The following is a 23,589-nucleotide window of genomic DNA, read 5'->3' on the forward strand; positions in this document are numbered from 1 at the left end:
GTTTTTTTCATTAGTGGCAAAGACTCTCAAGGCGTAGAATTCAACGCGTCCTTTCAACCAATGCTCAAAAGTGAGCAAACGATTTGAAAGGACGTATTCGTTGTATTTTCTCCAGGAACATCTTAGATGACTCAAAGCCTTTCTGATCTTCAGCAGCGTTTCCTTGCTATCGCGACCGATAGCAACTTATCTCCAAAACAGAAATCAAACTTTCTTGCTTTGGAAGCCGAAGCCACAATTCCATATATGACCGTCTCTGACGAGGTAAGCCAAGCGATGCAGCAAGGCGTCATATGTGACATGTTTGAAGGTCACGCGCCATTTAAGCCGCGCTATGTTTTGCCAGATTACGCAAAATTTCTTTCTCAAGGTTCTGAATACTTGGAGTTAGCTCCAGCAGAAGATTTTGATGATGCGATCAACATGTTGACCATCATTTATCATCACGTGCCTTCGGTAACCAACATTCCCGTTTACCTTGGTCAACTTGATGACGTGCTAATGCCTTACGTGGGTGACCTAACTGACGAGCAAATATACAAAAAACTGAAACACTTCTGGGTCATGCTTGATCGCACATTGCCAGACGCATTCATGCACGTGAATATTGGTCCTACGGACAACATCATTTGTCGTACGATTTTGAAAGTTGACGCAGAGCTAAAACAGATCGCGCCAAACTTAACGTTCATGTACGACGAAGCAGTTACACCAGACGACCTGTTAAAACAAGCAACACAAAACATTTGTGAGTGCAGCAAGCCGCACATCGCAAACTACCCAATGCATGTGAGCGCGTACGAAGGTGGTCGCTTTGGTATCGTGAGTTGCTACAACTCTCTGCCATTGGCTGGTGGTTCAAACACGTTAGTGCGTATGAATCTAAAAGAAGCAGCGAATCGTGCAGATAACTGTAAAGATTTCTTCAACAACGTTCTGCCAGAATACCACGGTTTGATGGTTGAGTTGATGGATGCTCGAGCTTCACATTTGCATGAGAAATCTGGATTCTTTAAAGGCTTTCTAACGCAAGAAGGTCTGATCGAAGAGTCTCGTTTTGCGCCAATGTATGGCATTTATGGCATGGCAGAAGCGGTAAACGTATTGCTAGAGAAAGAGGGCAATGCGAGCCGTTATGGTCAAGACACAGCGGCAAATGAGCTAGGTCATAAGATCTCTGCGAAATTGGCTGAATTGGTAGAAAGCACATCAGTGAAATTTGGTTTGGAAGGCAAAGCGCTACTGCACGCGCAAGGTGGCATCAGCTTAGATTTGGATGTGACGCCGGGTGTGCGCATTCCTTACGGCAACGAACCAGATCCAGTGTCTTACGTGCAAGCGACGGCAGGTCATCACCAATACTACCGTTCTGGCATCAGTGACATTCTGACTATCGACGAAACCGTGAAATCGAACCCAGAAGCGATGTTCAACCTATGTAAAGGCGCATTGAATGCTGGTTACCGCGAGTTTACGGCAAACGTAGCATCGAACGACTTGGTTCGCGTGACGGGTTACATGGTGAAGCTGTCTGATATCGCGAAATACGATGCAGAAGGTTCACGTACTAATACTACATTCCTAGGCGCAGAAGCGGCGAAGAACACTGGTATTTTGGAGCGTTCTCCACGTGTGGTGAGTCATGAAATGTCACCGATTTACGCTAAGTAATTGGTGACGGATAAGAATAAGATGGCTAGACGATCGGAACACCTCTTGGCTAAGGTAACTCGTATCCTTCCGTTCTCTTGTGTTGATGGACCTGGAAACCGTCTAGTCATCTTTCTACAGGGTTGTAACTATCAGTGCATCAACTGCCACAATCCGCACACAATCAATCACTGCAACCAATGTGGGGATTGTGTGAGCGAGTGTCCTGTTGGCGCACTGAAGTTCGACAAAAGCAACAACGTTGTTTGGCTTAAAGAGGAGTGCACCCACTGCGACCGTTGTATAGAGATATGTCAGCACCAATCTAATCCAAAAATTACTGACTACTCTGTGGAAGCAATGCTCGATTTGATACGAAAACAGCGCTTTTTTATTAGCGGTGTGACGGTATCCGGTGGGGAATCTACCTTACAGCTTCCTTTCATTATTGCGCTGTTTAGAGGGATTAAACAGGACCCTGAATTGCAACATCTTACTTGCTTCATTGATAGCAATGGCTCTTTATCTACCGCAGGTTGGAAAAAAGTCCTACCGTATATGGATGGGGCGATGATCGACCTAAAATCGTGGCAAAGTGAAACGCATCACTGGTTAGTAGGGCGGGATAATCACCGTGTATTTCAAGCAATTCAGTATTTAGCCGAAGCAAGCAAGTTGTATGAAGTGCGTTTACTGCATATTCCAGGTAAGAGCGATCTCGATACGGAAGTCGCAACTGTTGGGCACTATCTGCAAGCGTTACCTGAATCAGTCAACATTCGTTTGAACGCGTTTCAGCATCATGGTGTAACAGGCGAAGCCCTTGGCTGGGAGAAATGCTCTCAGGATGAAATGGAGCGCTTCCACGCTCAATTGAGCCAATTCGTTAGCAGACCAATGACCATGCCATCGGTCTATGTGTAACGCAGGAGGGATAACTTTAAAGTTTATTCACTCTTGGTTTGCTGCATCCTCCCAAGGTTTCACACGCCTTAAGCACTTGTTGTTGTAGCCATCTTAAAGCGGGATCGTTGAGGCTCGCTTTGTTCCACACCAAGCTATACGCCACTTGTCCATATTCGAACGGCAATGGTCTTTCTACTAATCCTTTCGCTTGTAGTGCCATTTGTGCCCAAAGCTTTGAACAAGTGAACAGATAGTCTGAGTGGTGACACATCACAGCTGCGGACCCAAAGTCCGCCACGTGCATCGCGATACTGCGTTTGGCGTAGCGCTGAGTTAAGTTCTGCTCAAAGTAAGGTTGAGATAAGTCTTTATCGTGAATGCCAATGTGCCTAGCACACAAGTAGTTTTCTACCGAGAGATCTTCTTTTGACAATGGGTTGTTACTGCCCATCAAACAGATCATCTCATCTTCCAAAATCGTTTGCCAAACCAAGTCTTTATTATGCGTAGGTGGTTGGCTGATATCGTGCGGCAGAATCATAAAGTCCACTTGTCCACGGATTAAAGAATCAAAACTCATCTGCTCTTTCGCGTAGACGTTCAATTGTGCTCGACTGCCCATTTGTTGAGATAGGTTTTGTAGCATTGGTGCGAAAATTTCAAAGGTACTTTCACGCATCGCCAAAGAGAAGCGACCTTCGTAATACGCAGGATTGAATAAGCCTTGATAAAGCAAACCGTTCATACTGGAAAGAATGCCGTGTACCGAAGGACCGATGTTTAAAGCAAACGGCGTTGGGACTAAGCGAGTGCCATCGCGGTAAAAAAGGTCATCTTTAAGAATGTCGCGCAATTGGCTTAGCGTTTTACTCACGCTAGAAGGGGTCACGCAAAGCTGTTCTGCTGCTTGAGTCACACTGTGTGTTGTGAGCAACATGTGCAATACGGTGAGGTGTTTAAGGCTAATGCGTGAGAGTGTTATGTAATCCATTCGTAAGACTAACTAGTGTGATTTTTCTCAGTATATCAAAATATTATTGTGAAACATTTTTTTACGATTGTTGAAGCACGCAAAAAGAGGTGTTTCTTTTCGTGTTCTATATAAAGATTTGGCTCAACTGGGCACTTTATAGGGGTGAGTAGTGGCAATAACCCTTAGAGGACGAAAGATGGTTGACATAAGCCTGACAAAATAGGGGATTGCGAACAAATAGGAGAGGTGATTTACTCAACTTTCCTAAGTAACAGAGGTTTAAATAAACTTAATGGACGACCCCTTTAGTCGACTGAACAATTCACTGTATGGCTTCCAATCATCGGAGGCGTACTCATGTTAGAACTTTTTATGCAACCAGAAGCGTGGGCTATCTTCGCTACCTTGTTTGCTCTTGAAGTTGTCTTAGGCGTTGATAACGTCGTATTCATCTCCGTTCTGTGTGAACGATTACCACAACACCAGCGTAAACTTGCCCGAAACCTAGGTATCGGTCTTGCCGTTATGGCTCGCATTGTTTTGGTGTTCTCGATCTCTTGGATCATGCAGCTTACTCAGCCGTTAATCAGCTTTAGCGACTACGCATTTACTGGCCGTGATTTAATTATGATTGCGGGTGGTGCGTTCCTATTGGCGAAAAGCTTGAAAGAGTTGTGGAGTTGGTTAACGCATACAGAACACGGTCACTCGACTCATGTTCGTACTGGTCTTGCCGTGGTTTTACTGCAGATCGTTGCAGTTGACGCTGTGTTCTCAATGGACTCGGTGATCACCGCAGTTGGTTTAACGAGCGAGGTACCTATTATGGTGGCGGCAATCATCTCGTCAGCAATTGTAATGGTATTAACGGCGGAGAAAATCAACAATCTAGTGACGCGTTACCCGGGCTTTAAGACACTTGCTCTACTGTTTCTAGTATTGCTAGGTGGTCTGTTGATGGCAGAAGGTTTTGCTATTCACATCAACAAAGGTTACGTGTATTTCGCGATGGCGTTTGGTCTAGTGTTGGAAATGTGTCATATCCAGCTAAAGAAAAAACAACGCCCAGTGATTCAGCGAATTCGTCCAATCCGGCCTCGTTCTGTTGCGCTTCAAACTCGATAATTGAAACGTAGCAACTGAACCAAACTGAGCCGCTCTTGAGAGCGGCTTTTTTACGTCTGTATTCTGTGAACTGTGTGGATTTGTCGTGTCGATAGAAAATGGAATTTGTTGTTGTAGCACGGATTTCTTATATAGACCGCCCAAACCTATACGAGTGAACAAAATAGAATGAACAAACTGATCGACGCGTTATCGACGCACGGATACTACATCTGGGATGATTTTATTTCTCAAGAGGAAGTGGCTGAGCTGCGTGACTGTATTCCTGATGATTGGAAGAAAGCACGTATTGGTCGTAACGACGACGTGACTCGTATTGAAACCATTCGCAGTGACAAGATCCAATGGTTGAAACGCGACATGGGTGCACCAGTGGCGTCTTTCTTAGATAAGATGGAAGAGATCCGTTTGGAAGCAAACCGTCATTTCTTTCTAGGCTTGTTTGAGTACGAAGCGCACTTCGCGAAATACGAGAAAGGTGACTTCTACCAAAAACACCTCGACTGCTTTAAGGGCAATGAAAACCGCCGCCTAACCACGGTGTTCTACATGAATGAGTCGTGGAGCGAAGAAGATGCAGGTGAGTTGGTGGTGTACGATTTGAATGACAACAAAATTGCGACTATTCCACCGCGTTCTGGTCGTCTGTTCGTATTCCTATCTGAGCAATTCCCACACGAAGTGTTGCCGACAAACGCTGAGCGATTCAGTATTGCAGGTTGGTTCCGTATTAACGGTGTCAAAGATAACCAGCTCGACATCGCTCACTAGACCTTATTATTGTGGTCGCGTTGAAATACGTTTGAAATAACAAAGGGACGCCAATCTGGTGTCCCTTTGTTTTATTCTGTTTACGGCTCGGCGTTAAGCTTGAGTGGAGAGCTCATAACACGTTTGCATGTGTGATGACAAAACTCGATATACATCAGCACAGAACTTACCCGATTTGATCTGCTCATCCATGATGATGGCGATTTCTTGTTGCGTCATGCGTCCACGGTAGGGACGATCTTGAGAAAGTGCTTGAAAGACATCCGCGACCGCAATAATGCGCGATGGAACGTCCAAGGCTTCACCTGTTTTATGGTAGGGATAACCTGAGCCGTCTAAGCGCTCGTGATGATTGGAAGCCCATTCAGCAATTTTGGCGTTAGGAAACACTTTAAGCAGTGCTAACTCTGTGTCCACGGTGTGACGTTTAATTCGAGTGTATTCGTGTTTGTCCAGCGGTCCTTCCTTATGAAGGATCTCATCCGGAGTTTTGAGTTTACCAATATCGTGAACGAGTCCAGCAATAAAAATCATCTCTTGTTCGTGCTCATCCAACCCCATTTTCTTCGCCAAGTAACGAGACAGTTCAGCGACCTTTTGTGAATGTTGATAAGTAAAAGGGCTCTTGGCATCAACAATACGAGCTAAGAACAAACCCAAGCTGTTCATGTCTTCTATGGTTAGTTGTTTTTGCAGCCAGTCTATATTCTCAAATTGAAGTCCAATCGTTTCGATATGCTCTGACTCCATCGCAAACCAAAACGCATCTGTCATGATCAATTGAACCATCGCGTCGCACATGTTTGGGTTAAACAGCGTGCCCGCATTTGCTATTACACACTCGGCAATCAGTTCCTCATGTAAGGTGACAAGGTCGCTATGGCAGTTAGATACGTAATACGCACGCATAAAATCGAGACGATCAGAAAGGTAAAGCAGTGCAGCGACGTCTTTTTCAAATGTCGGAAGATCGATCTGTTCGAGTTCTTTCCAGTGCGTATGATGATAAAGAATTGGCGTTGCGAATTGAGTGAGCAACCGACATTGCTTAAGCGTGTGGTAGCCACGGATGCAGTGCGCTTTGGCGTCTTGAGGAACAAGCTGTTCAAGCAGCATCATGTGCTCGCGGGTCTCAGAAACTCCGCAGTCGTGGATCATGCCAGCAAAGTAACAGAACTCTGCTTTTTTGATGTCCCAACCTAAGGTGATCGCACATTGATAGGCAATATAGGCGACTCGATGGCTATGGTGTGTATCGTCTACGCCTACGTAATCTAACGCACGCGCTACCCAGATCAGGGCTTGTTTTAGATCGACTTCAAACCCCGAGATGGAGTGGGAAGATTGCTTCATTGTAATTACCGACGTTTTTACTCGCCTGTGCTTATTTTATTTTGATTTTTTAGGGGAATGCGACAGCGAACTGATACCTAAAAAGGGTGCACATGGCTTAGTTATAGTTATGCCGAGAATAATACTGCTTGTCGCACGTAAAATTCATCCGAAGCCCAGAACTCTTGGTCATTTCTTTGAACTACGTATTGATTTCGAAAGATTTCTCCTTGTTCGATTGACTTCCTTTGAAAACCACACAAATAGTGATGTAAAGTATTCTCATTATCATGTGTATTGTGAAAGGTAAATTATGAAAAGAGTCGTTATATGGGGCGCGAGCAGTGGTCTTGGTTTGGCAATTGCGCAGTATTTTGCTGATAAGGGTACTCAAGTGATTGGCGTAGCAAGAAATCCAGATAAGAATCCGGAATTGAAGGCGATATGCCACTCGACCTTTACGTGTGATGCAACGGTAGCGACTGAGGTGAATGCGGTTGTCGAGCAGCTTAATCAAGATGACATCATCATCAGTACTATGGGCAGCTTTCGTGCGGATATTCCGGTGGATTATCTTGGTCATCGCCATCTTATCGACGCTGCTTGCCACGCTTCACTGAAACGTTTTGTATTGGTGACGTCTCTCGGTTGTGGTGACAGCTGGCAGTATCTCTCTGAACGCTCTAAAGCGGGCTTCGGCGGTGTCGTCCGGGAGAAGTCATTAGCAGAAGCATGGTTACAGACTAGTGATTTGGATTACACCATTATTCGCCCAGGTGGCCTTAAAGATGGTGATGTGACAGGCAACGGTGTTTTGGTCGAGCCGAAAGAAGTGCACGGATTGGTATATCGTCAAGAAGTTGCTCGTTTGATTTTTGACATGCTTGAAGACGGCAGAGGAAGCGGAGAGATCTTCCATTGTGTCGATCCAGAATTAACGTACTAAATGTGCTAATCGAATGAATCAAAAACAGGGAGAGTGTTTAGGCGCTGTCCCTGTTTTCATTTGAATACAATGCGACTTGGTCTCGCCCTAAATTTTTAGCAGCATACAGTGCCTCATCGGATTCATCTAGCAGCCCGTTTGGGTTGATCGCATCAGCTTGAGTTCGTTCAGAAAGGCTAACTCCTATAGAGACTGTCAGATATTTAGGTTCCGGTTCATCTTGATGAATAATCTTGAGCTGCTTTATTCTTCCTCGTAACTGATTGCCTTTTGCGATCGCTTCTCTGGCATCATGTACTGGCGCTAATACAACGAACTCTTCACCACCCAGTCTCAATGCATAACCATGGCTTTGAGCGGCAAAAGATTCCAAGGCGTCGGCGACGCGCTTAAGCGCTTTGTCTCCCTCTAAATGCCCTCTATGGTCATTAAACTCTTTAAAGTGGTCTATATCGATAAAAAAACAGGCGATAAACGTTTTATTAGCTTGATAGCACAGAGAGCGGAACGAGGCTTCAAGTGAACGCCGATTGTACAAGCCGGTAAGAGGATCGTGCTTAACCATTTTATCTAACTCTCTGTTTTTTCTTACTACTTTATCTACAAGAAGGCTAAATGCACGAGCAAGATCGCCTATTTCGTCTTTTCTCTTCATGTTAGGTACTTGCAATAGGCTTATAGCCTCAAAGTTCTGACGCATAAAGGTCGATAAGTTCTTAATAGGAGAGGAAATATGGTAAGACAATAAGAACAAGAGAGGATATGAAATCATCATGCCCAGAACAAGTTCGCGAATAGAGTCCATCAAAAATGCATCACGTATGTCACTAACCAATTCGATGTCATAAAGCAGTTCGATATTACCTTGATTATTCCCTGTTAATGGCAAAGTTATGTAGAGAATATTCTTGTCGAAACTGAGATGGCTTTCTCCAACGATACGACAGGGTGCTAGGTCTAGCGTGTAGTTCTTTTTCAACTCCTGACTGAGGTGGAATTGGTTTTGAGCGTCATTAAGGCGCGCGAGCAGATAGTTCACTTTAATACTGGACTTTGAGCCAGCATTTTTAACGGAGGTTAATCTAGCAATGCGTTGCTCCAAGTCTTGCTCAAACGTGGGAGGGTAGTCAGTCCGCCAGATTTCGTCTGCGTTGCGATTATAGGTAACAGACATGGGAGTATTAGTTACAGAGGAATAACCATTGACGTAAAAATAACGGAGATCAGTATGCATTTTTAATTGGTTTTTAAAGCTAGGCAGCATTAGGTTGGCATAGTTACCCCCGTGCACCGCGTCACTCACATGGTGAACAAGTGCACTTGCGCTTTGTTCGCGAGAGGTAATCGTCGTCTTTACGATCGTGTCCATTGAGTTATGAAAATTGTAGTAACCCAAACCGCCGATCATGAGAATGACGAGAACAAAATGTGATAGGAATATCTTTATTCTTATTGAAGTTCCCACGTGATGAATTACTCATTAAACACATCAATAATCGGAACGGCACAAGTTCCGTTGATGCAAATGTCCTTATATCCGTTATGACATCGATAGCAAGCTTCGACCCTTAATGATGGATGGCGATCTGATATGTCATTGCCTCGTCGATCATAACTCCCATAAAGTGCCTCACCAGCCAGATGCTCGGTGACAAAAATAATGTCCTCCTCTTCGTAAATTGCGACAGCGGTTAGACCGTCGGAGTAAGGACCATGGTTTTTATAGGCTTCGACTTTGTGTCTAGGAACATAAATATTCAAGTTGGTACCTTTGCCTTGATTGGTCCAGTTGTACATTTTCACTGTTTCTTGAATGAAGGTTGGTGTACTTGGCGGCAAAACGACATTTCTTCCTGGTATAACACTTTGTTTTACCAGTACTAGTTGCTCAAAGTTGTTAGGGAAGCTCGCTAACGAGTTTCCGAAAGCAGAGCTTGAAAAAGCAAGCAAAACAAACAGCTTATATTCCATAGCTCGCCCTTATTCATTAGTACTTAAGTTATAGAGTAGTAGATAAAAATTGGTTTTGATGGGTTAAAAACTGAGACACATCAATACAAAATTCTGTGAACTCCTCACTCGAATTGAGTAGAAAAACAACTAGAATAAAAGCTCAAAACAAAAGGACTTGTTATGTTAAAACACCTGCTTTATCGCGGTTATACCAATGGTTTGAAAGCCGCCGCCTATGTACTCCCACTCCCTAAACCGACATTATTCTCTGGTGCTGGCAGCCTCCATGAATTGACGGAGGCGATTGCTGATCTTGGTTTTAAAAAGTTGCTTCTTGTGACTGATGGCGGCTTAGTAAAAATTGGTATGGCGGAGCAGGTAACAGAAAGCGCGAAAGCCAGAGGTTTAGACGTTGTGCTGTTTTCTGAAGTAAAACCAGATCCCACATACGATCAAGTAGAGACTGGATTAACGATGTATTTCGACTCAGGATGTGACGCGATTTTAGCGCTTGGCGGTGGTTCTGCCATGGATTGTGCCAAAGTTATCGCAGCCCGGGTGACAAACAGGAAATCCATTAAGAAGCTTGCTGGTTTGTTTCGCGTGTGGAGAACTCCTGCGCCTTTATTTGTGATTCCGACAACGTCTGGTACTGGATCTGAGGTGACGATTGCCGCTGTTGTTTCTGAACCAGACACCCACCACAAAACCCCATTAATGGATCCGAAATTGGTGCCTTTAATGGCCGCATTGGATGCGAATTTACTGGTTGGTTTACCAGCAAAGATAACGGCTGATACGGGTATTGATGCGTTGACACACGCGGTAGAAGCTTTCATTTCCCGTAATGCGACGGTTGATACTAAAGCCTATTCGATTGCGGCTATTAAACTTATCTTCAAGTACTTACCTCAAGCCGTAGAAGACGGGAGTAATATTGAGGCTCGAAACAAAATGGCAATGGCGTCTTACTATGCTGGGTTAGCCTTCACCAAAGCGAGTCTTGGTTACGTTCACGCATTCGCGCATAACTTGGGTGCCAAGTATGGCATACCTCACGGAATGGCGAATGGTCTTGCTTTGCTCCCTGTCCTTCGATTTTCTTTCTCTGAGATTGAGCCACAACTGACAACCCTAAGTGAAGCCTTGAGCAGAACGCAAGGTGAGGATAGAGCGAGTGCACAAGATTTCATTCATAGGCTAGAAGATTTGTATAACGCAATTGGTATCGAACAAACATCGCCACTGTTGCAATCCTCTGATACTGGAGAGTTAGTGAGTTTGATCCTTAAAGAAGCGCACTGGAATTATCCTGTTCCTAAATTTATGAATGAAGAGGAGTGCGCCCAATTGCTTGCAGAAATTAGAGTTTAGAAAGTCATGTACACTTAAGTTTACGTGTGTGGATTTTTATCCTTACACTTTGCTTGATCTTATTAGAAAGATCCTACAGAATCGTCATCATTCCAAATATGGTGTTAGGTTTGGTATGCCGTTGCCCGATCTGATGCTGATAAATCTTATATAGCTGTAAAGATAAATATACAATGAGTCGATCTAAAGTGTTTGGTAGCACCCTGATTATTGCTGGGACTACGATTGGTGCTGGCATGCTGGCGCTTCCTCTTGCCTCTGCTGGCATTGGTTTTTCTACCTCTTTAATTATTATGCTGGGGTTATGGGCGTTAATGGCGTTTACTGCGTTGTTGATGCTGGAGCTTCACCAATATGCGGACAGCAGTGCAACTCTTCATACTCTAGCGAAACAAATTCTTGGTCAGAAGGGCAAATGGGTTGCAAGTTTTGCCATGCTCTTCTTGTTCTACTCATTGTGTGCTGCTTACATTGCGGGTGGTGGTGCTCAGTTTGGTGACCGTTTGACAGAGTGGTTTGGTCTGGATATTTCTGGCTCGACTTCAACCATCATCTTTACCCTTATCGTGACCATGGTTGTGACAGTGGGCACTGGCACTGTAGACAAAGTAAACCGCGTGCTGTTTGGTCTTAAAATGGTGACCATGATTGCAGTCTTGTCATTTCTTGCGCCAAACGTGACCGAATCTTACTTGCTAAGTATGCCAATAGAGCAAGGGCTTGTCGTTGCCGCTATTCCAGTAATCTTTACCTCTTTTGGTTTCCACGGCAGTATCCCGGCTATTGTTAACTACCTCGACGGTGACACGTCGTCTCTGCGTAAAGCGATCATCGTTGGCTCTACAATTCCGCTCGTGATCTACATTTTCTGGCAAATTGTAACGCTTGGTGTAGTAAGCCAAGATACCTTGATTGAAAACGGTGGTTTGAGCGCATTGATTGGTCAACTGTCGCAAACTGTTCACCAGTCAAATCTTGGTAGTGTGGTAGGCGTATTTGCTGACCTTGCACTTCTGACGTCTTTCCTAGGTGTGAGTTTGGGTCTGTTTGAATTCTTGGGTGACACGATCAAAGGCGACAGTGAAAAGCCAAACCGTTTGGTTGCAGCAGTGATCACATTTACACCACCACTAGGCTTTGCATTGTTTTACCCGCAAGGTTTCATCATGGCGCTAGGTTATGCTGCAATCGCTTTAGCTATTCTTGCTATCTTCCTACCGCTAGTGATGGTGGTAAAGGTGCGTCGCTCTGATGAGTTTACGGGTGAATACCGTGTGGCAGGTGGACAAGGAGCACTATTAGTAACAGGTATCGCTGGTACTGGTATTGTGATGGCGCAGCTACTCATTACTTTGGGTGTTCTTCCTGCGTTGGGTTAATCACCAAACGGATTGATATCGGAAAACTCAATTTGCATAAAACAGCCAGTGCTCAAAATAGCACTGGTTTTTTTTGATCTGGATTAAATTACCGTAGAATTTTCGGTGAAAAGATTGGCGAAAAACTGTTTTTATTTCGTACACTTAAGTTGTGGTATGTCGATAATTTAGGTGGAGAAAAGCCGCTCTAATCACATCAAATACGCTGACTTTCATGAGCCTTTTCTTCTGGTTTCTCTACTTGGTGTGGAGGTGAAGTATGGCGCACCGGAGTTTTTACCCGTTTGCAAAACCGCTCAATGAGCAAATGCAAACGTTGAAGAATAGGATGCAGGCACATTTACCGTGTGTCGATAGGGTGTCTTTTGCTAAGTATCACCCTAAACAAGGCATGCTTAAATCTTTTGCCGAAAGTGAGTTCGACACTTGGTGTTTGGCTCATCACGAAGCGCCACTTCGAAAACTGCACAACCTGAGCATTGCTGCAGACAATGCCACCCCTCGTCTTGTTAACGATCTTTACGACATCAACCACTGTCCACGTATTCAAACCTTGTTGAAACAAGGCTACCACTCGTCTGTCGCTATTCCTTGTTATGACCGTCAAACTTTTACTGGGTTTGTGTTTCTCAATTCGATTCAACCCAATGCGTTTAGCGTCGAGGCTTTAAATGGGCTAAGACCCTATTTTGAGATGGTGCAATTTGCCGTTGAATCTGAAGACCACGTTGTCAATGCGATTGAAATCTTGGCAGAAAGAATGCAGTGCTTGATGCCAGGGTATTCGCCGGAAGTTTACTCGCACACTAAGCGTATTGGTATGTACGCCCAATTAATTGCGACAGAGCTTGCCGATGCTTATCAATTTAGTGATGAAGTTGTCGAGCAAATTGGAATGTTCACTCGTTATCATGCTTTGAGTGAAATAAAACTCCCTGCTGATGTGGTATGTAATCGCCGATGTGTGAATGCAGAGCAAGAAGCGCTGCTATCTGAGCATATTGAACAATGTGTTGAGTCAGCAGATAACATTGTGGCGAGAATTGGTAATCCAGTTCATCCGAGTGTCACTTTATTTCAGCAAATTACGTCTTACCAATATGAAAACCTCGATGGGTCTGGCTATCCGCATGGGTTAGATCGTTCAGGGATTCCTATCGCCGCTCAAATCGCGGCAGTTGCTAATGTGTTTGATGTCATGACCACCCATCATCCATATCGTCAAGCGTGGTCAATCCCGTATGCCTTGTTAGAGCTTGAAAAACGCGTTTACCAAGGCTTGTTATCCCGAGAATGCGTGAATGCTTTGCGCGAACATCAAGGCTACTTAAAACAAATTATTCATAAGTACCCAGAGCATTATGCTGGTATGGGGTTAATGTGAAAGTAGAGGAGCAAACCATGAAGGGAATCAAAATATTGACTAGGAGGTCGGAATAAATAATACTGTATATGTATACAGTAACTCGTTTGGAGGTGAAGTATGTTGTGGGAAACCCTAGAAAGAGTAAACCGCTTACGCCAACAAGCACTTGCGAATGCTGAATTCGTAGAGTCGGCAAAGGAACATGAAGAAGCTTTGCATGACCAAGAGTATCACTACCAACCAAGAAAGCGTTCAGCCAAAGACAAACAAGGTAAGAAGTCGCTGGCCGATATCTATAAAGAAGTAGAGTTTGGCGCTGACGCTCGTCATTAACTGGTTCAACAACGCTGCGGCTCTCATCCAACTTTTCTTATCGTCGCAGCTTAACTTATTCCTTGAGCGAGCATTGCGAATGGCGATGCTCGCCGCCGATAGTCCTCATTTCCAATCCCTATTTCATTTCGTTTTAAATTGCTTTTCCCCTTGCTTCTGACGTGCTTTTTGTAGCGAGAATGTGCTCCCAATAAGATTTATAAAATTATTTATTAATGATAATGACAATGGTTTGCATTTGTATCTTTGCTGTTATATAAAGCCAAGCTTATTAATCGTTTTGTTGAATAAAATTATAAAACGTAACGGGAAGGTAGACGGCAAAGCGAAGTTTCACCAGCCCCGAGACGTAAATAGGATTAGGTGAAGTAGGGATGTTAGAAGCCAAAGCACTCCAATTCGATATTGACGGTAAGTCTTTGTTGAAAGCATTTGATTTGACGTTTGAAACTGGAAAAACGTACGCGCTTGTCGGACACAATGGTTCTGGCAAATCCACACTTCTCAAGCTGCTCGCTCAGCAACAACCATACAGTGATGGCGATATTTTGCTGCATGGTGACAACATCAACCGTTTATCGGCAAAGAAATTCGCCCAGCACATCGCTTACCTTCCTCAGCACTTACCCATGACCGACAGCATTCTCGGTCGAGATTTAGTGAGCTTTGGTCGTTACCCTTGGCATGGTTTATTAGGACGGTTGAGTACAAAAGATAAAACCATCGTGGAAGAGGCGATGGAAATGACAGGAACATCCAAATATGCCGATCGCCTTGTTGACACGCTTTCGGGTGGTGAGCGCCAACGAGTGTGGCTTGCGATGTTACTCGCACAGAAAACCGAATACCTGTTGCTTGATGAGCCCTTGTCTGCGCTCGATATTAGTCATCAGGTCGATATGCTTTCTTTGATCTCTAAACTTAGTAAGGACCTAGGTTTAGGGGTCATCATCGTATTGCATGACATTAACTTAGCTGCACGCTTTTGTGATGAGATTGTCGCACTGCACCAAGGCGACTTGATAGCGCAAGGTGACGTTCAACAAGTATTTACCGAGCCTAAGTTACGACAAATCTATGGCATTGAAATGCGTATTTCTGACCATCCTGCTGGGTATCCAGTAGCGATGCCAAGCTAAGTGGGGTCAACAATGGATTGTAAGCCGCTTATTTCATTGCTGAAGCGACTTGTTTGGACGACAAGTCTTGCTTTTCCTCTGTTTGCTCATGCAGTTGATAAGACGCCATCACCACGAGTGATGTCGGTGGATTGGACACAGACCGAAACCATGCTTGCACTCGGTGTTGTTCCGGTTGGCGTCGCACAAGGGCAAGATTATGACGCATGGGTGAAAGCCCCAATATTACCAAAACAAACAAAAGATGTGGGTTTAAGAACGCAACCCAACATTGAGCGTATCTACGAGCTCAAACCCGACCGTATTTTTATTGCCCCTTATTTTTCTGCGATGGAAAGCCGATTAGCGGAAATTGCGCCTGTTACAACGATAGATCTTTACGGGCAGGGAATCACGGATTGGTCGGTATTGACTCAATTCACTCGTACTTTCGGCAAAGAATTGGGACGAGAGGTAGAAGCAGAAACGTTTATTGAACAGTCAGAGGCACAGCTTGCCTCACTCAAAGAAAAAGTCGACCAAAATTCAGCGCCATTATTAATGGTCCAGTTTATGGACACTAAACACGTGCGTGTCTTTGGCGAGAACAGTTTGTATTCACAAGCAATAAACCAGCTTGGTCTCTCTAATGCGTGGACGGAAAAAACCAATAGCTGGGGTTTTAGTATGGTCGGTATCGACAAACTCGCGGGAATAAAAGCGCAGATCGTTATTGTGGATCCGCTTCCTCATGGTGGAGAGCAACAGTTGGCACAAGACCAATTTTGGCAATATATCGTAGAACAATCAGGTCACCCTGTTATGCGCGTTGATCCTGTTTGGAGCTTTGGTGCCATGCCCTCTGCGGTTCGCTTTGCTCATTTAGTCGCTGCGGCAAAAGAGAAGGAGCACTTCTAATGAGAGCTTTTCCTTTATCCTTAGTGATCTTACTTTCTATGTTTACGGTGTCGGTTGGAGCGTTACATCTGAGTCAAACCACCGCCTTTTCCAATGGTTTAGCAAGCCTTTGGCAGCCTGATTTCCAGTCGATAAATTCCGTTCTTCTTCATTTTAGCTGGTGGCCACGCGTGTTTACGACGGTGATTTCCGGAGCGGGCTTGGCAGTTGCTGGTGTGTTGATGCAACAGGTTCTACGTAATCCGTTGGCATCTCCTACGACTTTAGGCGTTGCGAGTGGGGCGAACTTTACGCTCATGCTTGCCACGTTATTCACACCTTGGATGCTGGACTTTTCTGCCAATTTAGTTGCTTTGGTTGGTGGTGTCACTTCAATGGGGCTAGTGGTGTTGTTGTCTTGGCGACGGGCTCTTTCTCCGACCGTTGTTGTTGTTTCTGGCTTGGTGATCAACTTGTATTTTGCTTCTCTGAGTACGGTCATTTTGATGATGAATACGGAGAAGCTCAATGGACTCATGATCTGGGGAGCAGGCTCCTTAGTTCAAAGTGGTTGGGATGATTTCAGCTATCTTGCACCAAGAGTCGCCATTGCTGCACTAGTGGCATTTTTGTTTGCTAAACCTTTGAGCCTTTTGGAGCTATCAGAGCAAGGAGCAAAGAGCTTAGGTGTGTCGCTAGCGAAGCTGCGCTTTGTTTGCCTTGGTTTAGCGGTGCTTATTACTTCTTGGGTTGTGGCGACGGTGGGTATCATCGGTTTTATCGGTCTTGCTGCGCCAGCTATTACACGCTTGATTGGTGTGCATAAGATTCAGCACAAACTTTGGATCTCAATGTTGATTGGTGCAATGCTTTTGACCCTCACCGATTTAGTCATTCAACAATTACCGGGTTTGAAGGCGAGCTTTATTCCAACAGGAGCTGCCACTGCCGCTTTAGGCGCACCACTTTTACTTTGGTTACTACCTCGATTATCACAAAAGACGCAAGGGCATACGCAAACCGTGCTCACTCGTCACTCGGAGCGCGTCAACAAACTTAACAAACACGCTATCGCATTTACTTTGTTGATCATCTTGGCGGGCATCGTGCTCTTCAGCACCGTTTCAGTTCAGAACGACGGCTGGACATCGCTTTTCTCTACCCATGAATGGCTATTTTTGGAATGGCGCACACCTAGGCTTTTAGCCGCGGCGATGGCCGGGGCTATGTTGGCGATTGCAGGAACCATGATTCAGCGATTAAGCGGTAACCCGATGGCTAGCCCGGAAGTGATTGGTATCAGCTCAGGAACAGCAATGGGCTTGATCATTGCTATGTTTACTGGCGTTGGTGCATCGGTTGTGACTTTGTCTATTGGTGGCTTGATTGGTGCCTTGTTGACGGTACTAATCATTGTCTTATTGAATAGAAAATCTGGCTTCCAACCAGAACGAATCTTGCTGACAGGTATTGCCATTACTGCACTCATGAATGCCATCCAGAGTTTTATTTTGGCAACAGGTGACCCACGCAGTTATCAAGCATTGGCTTGGCTTTCAGGCTCGACGTATTACGTGTCAATGGACACGCTGCTCCCGCTCGCTCTTTCTGCCATTGTGTTTATTGGTTTGAGTTTTGTTTGTGTTCGCTGGTTAGATATTTTGCCGATCGGGGCTTCTTCTTCTAAAGCTCTCGGTCTCAAAGTTGACCGTTCTCGTGCCATTTTACTATTGCTTGTGGCTTGTCTTACTGTCAGCGCGACTTTGGTTGTTGGCCCTATTAGCTTCGTCGGTTTGCTTGCGCCACATTTGGCACGTTTGTTTGGCTTTAATAAAGCATCGCAACACATGCTATGTGCCGCCTTGCTTGGTGCAGGCGTGATGCTATTGGCTGACTGGATGGGCAGACAGGTACTTTATCCGCAAGAGATCCCTGCAGGATTGGTGGCATCTCTTATTGGTGGTTTGTATCTGATGTGGGGACTACGTCGACTGTAACGACGATTTGGCTTCATTCCTCACATATCAAAACAATAAAAATCTAGAACTGGGTGATCGCTCTCATCACCCAGTTTGTGATGCTAGCAAAGCACGTCCTGTGTTTTTGCATTTAAGGAAAATCAGTGGTTATGCCGGAACCAACCCGTGTGGGCTTGTCTATTCGCTCAATGCATAAAAGGTTGGAAAGGTTGCCGACAAAAAAGGAGAAAAATGATGAATCGGCAGTTTATGCTAACACCCGCAGCAGTGGCTATTGCGATGGTGCTAGTAACCCCTCAAGTGCTTGCTCAAGAAGATGAAAACATTGTTGTAATTGGTCTACAAGAAGACAGTGCCGTTGGTCCTGACTTTAGCTACCTTGGTGCGAAGAGTCGTACTGCAACGAAGATGGATTTAGCGATCAACGAAACGCCACGCGCTGTTTCCGTTGTGACTCGTGAGCAAATGGATGACCGCGCATCAATCAGTGTCTCAGATGCACTGCAATATACACCAAGCATTCAAACCAATTACTTTGGTGAAGATAACAAGCAAGATTGGTTTATTATCCGTGGTTTTAAGCAGGCGAATAGTGGCTTATATCAAGATGGAACTCGTCTGTATTCATCTGGATTTTACAGTTGGCAGATTGACCCGTTTGCATTAGAGCGAGTGGAAGTGCTTCGTGGCGCGGCCTCTGTGCTTTATGGTCAAAACCCTCCAGGTGGTGTTATCAATTTAGTGAGCAAACGCCCTCAGTTTGATGGTGGCTCTGGTCAGGTGTCGGTGGAGTATGGTTCTGAAGATCGCAAACAGATTTCTCTGGATGTGAACTCAGAAGTGAATGAGAAGCTTGCTGTTCGTGTGCAAGGTTTGGCGCGAAAGAACGGCACACGTGTTGATGGCGTTGAGGCCGAGCGTTTCCTTATTGCTCCTTCACTGACTTACAAGTTCACTGATACGTCAGAAATTACTTTGCTGACCAGTTACCAAAAAGATGATTCTGACCCATACCTGCAGTTCTTACCTGTAGAGGGAACATTGAAGCCAAACAAAAACGGTAAGATAAGCGATAGTCTTGCGGTCGGGAACACGGATTGGGAAACGTTTGAACGCGAACAGCTTTCTGTTGGTTATGAGTTTGCACATATGTTCAATGACACGACTTCTTTTGTTCAGTCGACTCGTTATAGCCAAATGGACGTCAACCTTCGACAAATGTATTCGTACGTCTATGCTGCTGACGTCCCAGGATTAGGTCCGCTGCTTGATCCTTTGAATGAGCGCAAAAGCATCCTGCGTGCGGCCAGTACAGAAGAGGGCTCTTCTGATGCTTTCAATATTGATAACCGCTTGATGCACAACATGCAATGGGGAAGTGTTGAACATAACCTCATGGTTGGTATTGACTATCAGATGGTCAGTATTGATGGTAAAGACTTTGCAAGCGACCCATTGGTGGCTGATGGAAATTCACTCTTAACCACGCCTATTGGAATCTTGCCAGATCCGCGTTTTGATGTTTTCAACCCAAGTTATTCGAACAATGTTTGGTTGCTAGACCCAACAACGCTTCAGCCTTTGACTGACGCCGACAAGCAGCGAACAAAGGTTGATAACGAGCAGCTTGGTATCTATCTACAAGACCACATTCTGGTCAATGACAAGTGGGCGGTTCTTCTTGGCGCACGTTATGATGATACGAGCAATGAAGTTCACAATGTAACGACAGGCTCTCGAACTAAAGTTGATAATGAAGAGTGGACGTTTAGCGTAGGTACTGCATACATTTCAGAGGCTGGTTTTACGCCATACTTTAGTTATTCGCAGTATTTTGATCCTATTATTCAGCAAGACAGTGCAGGCAAGCCTGCGAAGCCAGAAAGTGGAGACCAGTTTGAAATCGGTGTGAAATACCAACCTCGTACGTTCGATGGCTACTTTAATATTGCAGCTTACCAAGCAACGAAAGAGAACCTTGCTCGAATCCACCTCAATCAGTTAACTCAAATTGGTAAAGTAGAAAATAAGGGTATTGAATTTGAAGCAGTAGCAAATGTGACCCCGTCACTGACATTACTTGGTAACATTGCTTATGTGGATTCTGAAATCAAAGAAGATGTGAACGCAGCATGGGTGGGCAATTCTCCATCTCAAGTGGCGAACACGGTATCATCCGCTTGGGCGCATTACCGTTTCCTAGAAGGGACACTTGATGGCTTAGCTGTTGGGCTTGGGGTGCGTTACACCGGCGAATCATACGGCGATAACACTGAAACAATTAAAGTGCCGGGCTACTTCTTGATGGATGCGACGGTGAGCTACCGTATTGGTGATTACAAGTTGCAAGTTGCAGCTAAGAACCTAGCAGATAAAGAGTATGTCGCGACATGTGATGGCTTTTGTTGGTACGGCGACCGTCGTAATGTCATCGCGAGCTTAACCTACGATTGGTAAATATTAGTGTGAAACAAAAATCCCCCGAATTATCGGGGGATTTTTTAGAAATCAGCTTTGCGCACGTAATGAGGGTTTTTGTACTTTTTCTCGGGACCAAAGGTAGAAACCACCAATTTATTCCATAACGCTTTATCGAACTCGCCTTTTGGGATTGAAGGGTAGAGCGTTTCTTCCTCTTCTCTTGCAAAGTTCATGTACTGTTTTTTCTTGATTTGGTTGTACTTTTTAGCAATCTGATTGTGCTTTCTTACCCACTCAAGCTTGTACTCGCGTAATACCTTCTCACCCTTGTCCGCATCCATTCGAGATAAGAATAGGCGTTTGTAAGAAACCTTTCTGTCCAGCATGGTACGCATGACGGTTTGAATGTATTTACCGTGATGAGTAATGGTGATGTCATTCTCATCGATAGGCGTGATGCACCAACTCTTTGGTAAAAAGCTTGGTTTCTTAAATTGCTTATTACGTTCCATTAGCACCTGATGAAGAACCAAATCAGATGTGCCGCGGAAGGTCTTTTGCCACTTAGCGATTCGAATTTGTAGCGAACCTGGCAAGCGATAGATGTTAGTAAACTTATCTTGGTCCATGGACTTCAGTCATGAAATTAACATGCAATAGGAAAATTGATAGACGCGAGTCCCGGCAAGCAGAATGAATCCACTTTGCTGAGGGAAAACGTGTCGGTAATTAGCGCGATTTTACAACGACATCGCTCAAAATAGCGAGGGGTTATGTCAATAATAGGTAAGAAATAAAAAAATTGTTTAGATTATGAATAGAATCAGGTGGTTTTAAGGGGATTTTAACTTGAACACCTCCAAAGTAACCTTAGTGTACTTCCGACTTTGTAAAAGGAAAGGGACGTCAGTTTTGAGTCTTCATCAAAAGCTCAAAGCTAGGGCGTAAATCTCATTAGCCTTGCCTGTTCTCAACTTCAAATAGAGTTTTAAGCTCATGAACGCCCCCATTTCTGTTTTAATTGGTTGTTCAGAAACAGGGGAGTCACCATTGTCATCTACGATGTGTTTTTAGCGAGGAGATAAAAAACGTGCTTTCACGTTTTTAACTTGATCCAATATTTTCCTATTTAATGTTTATTTTTCTTGTCTTAACGTTTCTCGTAATTGAAAGAATAATCAACCCGAATGCGGTAAATAGCCCCAAACCCGCGCCATTACGTTTCGTTGGTGTTTTTTCAACATCCCTAGGTACAATATTCTTCGCTGTTTTTCCTTTAATTGGAATTAATTTAACCGCAACGACTTCTTCCTTATCTGAACAAGTCGCATTATTGGCGGTGGTTTTATATCCAGAATGACACTTCAGCGCTGTTGCAGAAATAATGCCCGCATCATTAATGTCGCTCGCATCGATAATTCTGAATCGGTTATTTTCTTGGGAGTAAGAGGTGGACGAAGTATCGCTTGAATCTGAACCGTTTGTTAAATCATCCAAATACCACGCTTTTCCATCAAACAGCGTTTTTGCTCTTTCACTGACTTTACTATTTTTTGCATAAGGCAAGATAAACGCTCGTTGTCTACGTGGTTTGCCTTTCGATGCGCGTACCTTTTCTGCATCCACTCTGCCGACAATTTCATTGTATGTATTGATTGCACCCATTTTTCCACTCGCACCGTCAAAGAAAATCCTGGATTGCAAATAGTTGGCTCGCAATGTTTTTGCTCTTACATCATTGACGACGAATAAACGGTTGGGCGCAGAACCTGTTGGCATTAAATACTGCCCTGAACGTTTCGCTTCACCAATCGCAACGAAGTTAGAGTTAACGCCGGTTAACCTTGAATTGCTATGCAGTGTTTTGTTTTTAATTCGTTGCTGTGCCCCGTCCACGGGTTTGTTGACCCAATCTTCTTTTTTATTTAGGTCGCCAACAAAGACGGTGGCGTCCATGTAGTTGTCTTTCTGATACGAGTTGTAGCCGACGCCATAGACAGTACTACCATCAGTAACAAAGTCTCGCATGCTACCTTGGGCAAGTCTTTTGCCGCCTTTGAGTCGTTTGCTTTGCCATTCGAGTTCTAGCGCATTTCCTTTGTCATCCCATATTGCAGCTTTAGAACTGTGGTTTGACCCTGATTTTCTCGCCACGCTGCCAACAGTGATAGCGCCATCTGTCGCCCATGCACGGGTTGCGACTATGGCTGCTTGATCGCCTGCAGTAGTAAAGTTTGGTTTAACTGGTGAAATGGTGTCTTTAGAGTCTAATCCAGTCGCCACCGTCCCAATTGACTTTGCGTCTTTTGTTAAAGCATTAACCACGCTGTTTTTGGTATTTGGGTTAAAGAGAGGGAAGGCTGTGTTGTGGTCACCTTCTACGTATGCGGTTACTGTTGGCTCAGATGCTTCATTGTGACCCAATGACCATGCTTGCCAGAGTGTGCTCGCCCACGCTGAACAAATCTTGTATTTTTTTTCGTTGTCACAGTATCGTTTAAAACCAGATTCACTACCTCGATATGCAAAGCTAGAATCCATTGCAAAAGGTACTTCTTCTCTCAGTTCAGATACATCAATAGGTTTCCCCTCTAGCATAGCCGTTGAGCGAACATCGAGTGCTATTTTGAATTTACTGGCATCACAATTCGCTTCTTTTTCAAAGCAACCGAGTGAGTAAGGTTGTCCAGTAATTGGATCATTAATGTCTCCACTTTGAATCGCGGAACCAAATGAAGATAAATTAGTGTTATCAGGAACGACTTGCACTACTTGATATAGTGCAGCTTGTGAACTTATTGAAAAACCAGCAGTAGCAAGCGCTATAAACTTAATATTCGCTTTTAAACTCATCCATCCAATTCCTATCATTCTAAATAATGTTTTCGGTAATATGTGACCAAGGAATTTATAGATAATTCATTATTGAACAGTGTTTTTTTGTATGTATTCACGTACAAATAAATACATAAAAATACAAAGTAAATAGTTTTAAAATAAGAATGGATAACGGGTTATATACCCAAGTGACTTCAAGATGTAGGATTCAGAGCGTTGTCATTGATT

19 protein-coding genes are annotated in these 23,589 nt (G+C 44.3%); 13 read left to right on the forward strand and 6 right to left on the reverse strand.

Going from position 1 to position 23,589, the window contains the following annotated elements; translation table 11 throughout:
• Nucleotides 1-126: 126 nt before the first annotated feature.
• Nucleotides 127-1,671, forward strand: a complete 1,545-nt coding sequence (locus VHA02S_RS19765; protein WP_038898688.1) for a YjjI family glycine radical enzyme — start codon at nucleotides 127-129, stop codon at nucleotides 1,669-1,671.
• Between the two features lie 21 nt (nucleotides 1,672-1,692).
• Nucleotides 1,693-2,574 carry a YjjW family glycine radical enzyme activase gene (locus VHA02S_RS19770; protein WP_038898687.1) on the forward strand — a complete coding sequence of 294 codons (882 nt, stop codon included), beginning with the start codon at nucleotides 1,693-1,695 and terminating at the stop codon, nucleotides 2,572-2,574.
• Between the two features lie 16 nt (nucleotides 2,575-2,590).
• Here VHA02S_RS19770 and VHA02S_RS19775 read toward each other — a convergent pair whose 3' ends face one another.
• The gene (locus VHA02S_RS19775) at nucleotides 2,591-3,547 is read right to left on the reverse strand and encodes a LysR family transcriptional regulator (protein WP_050567813.1); all 957 of its coding nucleotides are present in this window, start codon (nucleotides 3,545-3,547) and stop codon (nucleotides 2,591-2,593) included.
• Nucleotides 3,548-3,886: 339 nt separating this feature from the next.
• On the opposite strand from VHA02S_RS19775, the gene VHA02S_RS19780 reads away from it, so the two are divergent.
• Complete coding sequence (locus VHA02S_RS19780; protein WP_009702297.1) at nucleotides 3,887-4,654, forward strand: TerC family protein; 768 nt, start codon at nucleotides 3,887-3,889, stop codon at nucleotides 4,652-4,654.
• A gap of 168 nt (nucleotides 4,655-4,822) precedes the next feature.
• Nucleotides 4,823-5,425, forward strand: coding sequence for a 2OG-Fe(II) oxygenase (locus tag VHA02S_RS19785; RefSeq protein ID WP_009698095.1), 603 nt, complete (start codon nucleotides 4,823-4,825; stop codon nucleotides 5,423-5,425).
• A 93-nt stretch (nucleotides 5,426-5,518) separates the two neighbouring features.
• Here the strand turns inward: VHA02S_RS19785 and VHA02S_RS19790 are convergent, their stop codons facing one another.
• Entirely contained in the window at nucleotides 5,519-6,778 is a 1,260-nt protein-coding gene (locus VHA02S_RS19790; RefSeq protein WP_038898685.1) for an HD-GYP domain-containing protein, read from the reverse strand.
• 292 nt (nucleotides 6,779-7,070) lie between these two features.
• On the opposite strand from VHA02S_RS19790, the gene VHA02S_RS19795 reads away from it, so the two are divergent.
• The gene (locus VHA02S_RS19795; protein WP_038898684.1) at nucleotides 7,071-7,703 is read left to right on the forward strand and encodes an SDR family NAD(P)-dependent oxidoreductase; all 633 of its coding nucleotides are present in this window, start codon (nucleotides 7,071-7,073) and stop codon (nucleotides 7,701-7,703) included.
• Between the two features lie 37 nt (nucleotides 7,704-7,740).
• Here VHA02S_RS19795 and VHA02S_RS19800 read toward each other — a convergent pair whose 3' ends face one another.
• Together VHA02S_RS19800 and VHA02S_RS19805 are read right to left on the reverse strand one after the other, a co-directional pair.
• A complete protein-coding gene (locus VHA02S_RS19800; protein WP_050567815.1) occupies nucleotides 7,741-9,111 on the reverse strand; it encodes a GGDEF domain-containing protein in 1,371 nt (456 codons plus the stop codon).
• A 65-nt stretch (nucleotides 9,112-9,176) separates the two neighbouring features.
• Nucleotides 9,177-9,674 carry a hypothetical protein gene (locus VHA02S_RS19805; RefSeq protein WP_029789407.1) on the reverse strand — a complete coding sequence of 166 codons (498 nt, stop codon included), beginning with the start codon at nucleotides 9,672-9,674 and terminating at the stop codon, nucleotides 9,177-9,179.
• A gap of 162 nt (nucleotides 9,675-9,836) precedes the next feature.
• Between VHA02S_RS19805 and VHA02S_RS19810 the strand changes: the two genes are divergently transcribed.
• The 8 genes from VHA02S_RS19810 to VHA02S_RS19845 all read left to right on the forward strand — a co-directional run bounded on the left by VHA02S_RS19810 (nucleotide 9,837) and on the right by VHA02S_RS19845 (nucleotide 20,559).
• Complete coding sequence (locus VHA02S_RS19810; protein WP_038898682.1) at nucleotides 9,837-11,030, forward strand: iron-containing alcohol dehydrogenase; 1,194 nt, start codon at nucleotides 9,837-9,839, stop codon at nucleotides 11,028-11,030.
• A gap of 173 nt (nucleotides 11,031-11,203) precedes the next feature.
• The gene (locus VHA02S_RS19815; protein ID WP_009698092.1) at nucleotides 11,204-12,409 is read left to right on the forward strand and encodes an aromatic amino acid transport family protein; all 1,206 of its coding nucleotides are present in this window, start codon (nucleotides 11,204-11,206) and stop codon (nucleotides 12,407-12,409) included.
• 259 nt (nucleotides 12,410-12,668) lie between these two features.
• Nucleotides 12,669-13,793: an HD-GYP domain-containing protein gene (locus VHA02S_RS19820; protein ID WP_038898681.1), complete on the forward strand. Its 1,125-nt coding sequence runs from the start codon at nucleotides 12,669-12,671 to the stop codon at nucleotides 13,791-13,793.
• A 99-nt stretch (nucleotides 13,794-13,892) separates the two neighbouring features.
• A complete protein-coding gene (locus VHA02S_RS19825) occupies nucleotides 13,893-14,108 on the forward strand; it encodes a hypothetical protein (protein ID WP_005433984.1) in 216 nt (71 codons plus the stop codon).
• A gap of 374 nt (nucleotides 14,109-14,482) precedes the next feature.
• A complete protein-coding gene (locus VHA02S_RS19830; RefSeq protein ID WP_009699516.1) occupies nucleotides 14,483-15,247 on the forward strand; it encodes an ABC transporter ATP-binding protein in 765 nt (254 codons plus the stop codon).
• Between the two features lie 12 nt (nucleotides 15,248-15,259).
• Nucleotides 15,260-16,144, forward strand: coding sequence for an ABC transporter substrate-binding protein (locus VHA02S_RS19835; protein ID WP_038898680.1), 885 nt, complete (start codon nucleotides 15,260-15,262; stop codon nucleotides 16,142-16,144).
• Nucleotides 16,144-18,120, forward strand: a complete 1,977-nt coding sequence (gene fhuB, locus VHA02S_RS19840; RefSeq protein ID WP_038898679.1) for a Fe(3+)-hydroxamate ABC transporter permease FhuB — start codon at nucleotides 16,144-16,146, stop codon at nucleotides 18,118-18,120. Before VHA02S_RS19835 ends, fhuB begins: the two co-directional genes overlap by 1 nt.
• Nucleotides 18,121-18,336: 216 nt before the next feature.
• Entirely contained in the window at nucleotides 18,337-20,559 is a 2,223-nt protein-coding gene (locus VHA02S_RS19845; protein WP_038898678.1) for a TonB-dependent siderophore receptor, read from the forward strand.
• Between the two features lie 44 nt (nucleotides 20,560-20,603).
• Here VHA02S_RS19845 and VHA02S_RS19850 read toward each other — a convergent pair whose 3' ends face one another.
• Both VHA02S_RS19850 and VHA02S_RS19855 read right to left on the reverse strand, forming a co-directional pair.
• Nucleotides 20,604-21,152 (reverse strand): MSHA operon transcriptional regulator, encoded by a 549-nt coding sequence (locus VHA02S_RS19850; protein ID WP_005442115.1) that lies wholly within the window; start codon nucleotides 21,150-21,152, stop codon nucleotides 20,604-20,606.
• A 496-nt stretch (nucleotides 21,153-21,648) separates the two neighbouring features.
• A complete protein-coding gene (locus VHA02S_RS19855; RefSeq protein WP_038898677.1) occupies nucleotides 21,649-23,376 on the reverse strand; it encodes a DUF3466 family protein in 1,728 nt (575 codons plus the stop codon).
• Nucleotides 23,377-23,589: the final 213 nt, after the last annotated feature.

It is taken from the genome of Vibrio harveyi NBRC 15634 = ATCC 14126 = KCTC 12724 (assembly GCF_001591145.1).
Classification (GTDB): Bacteria; Pseudomonadota; Gammaproteobacteria; order Enterobacterales; family Vibrionaceae; genus Vibrio; species Vibrio harveyi.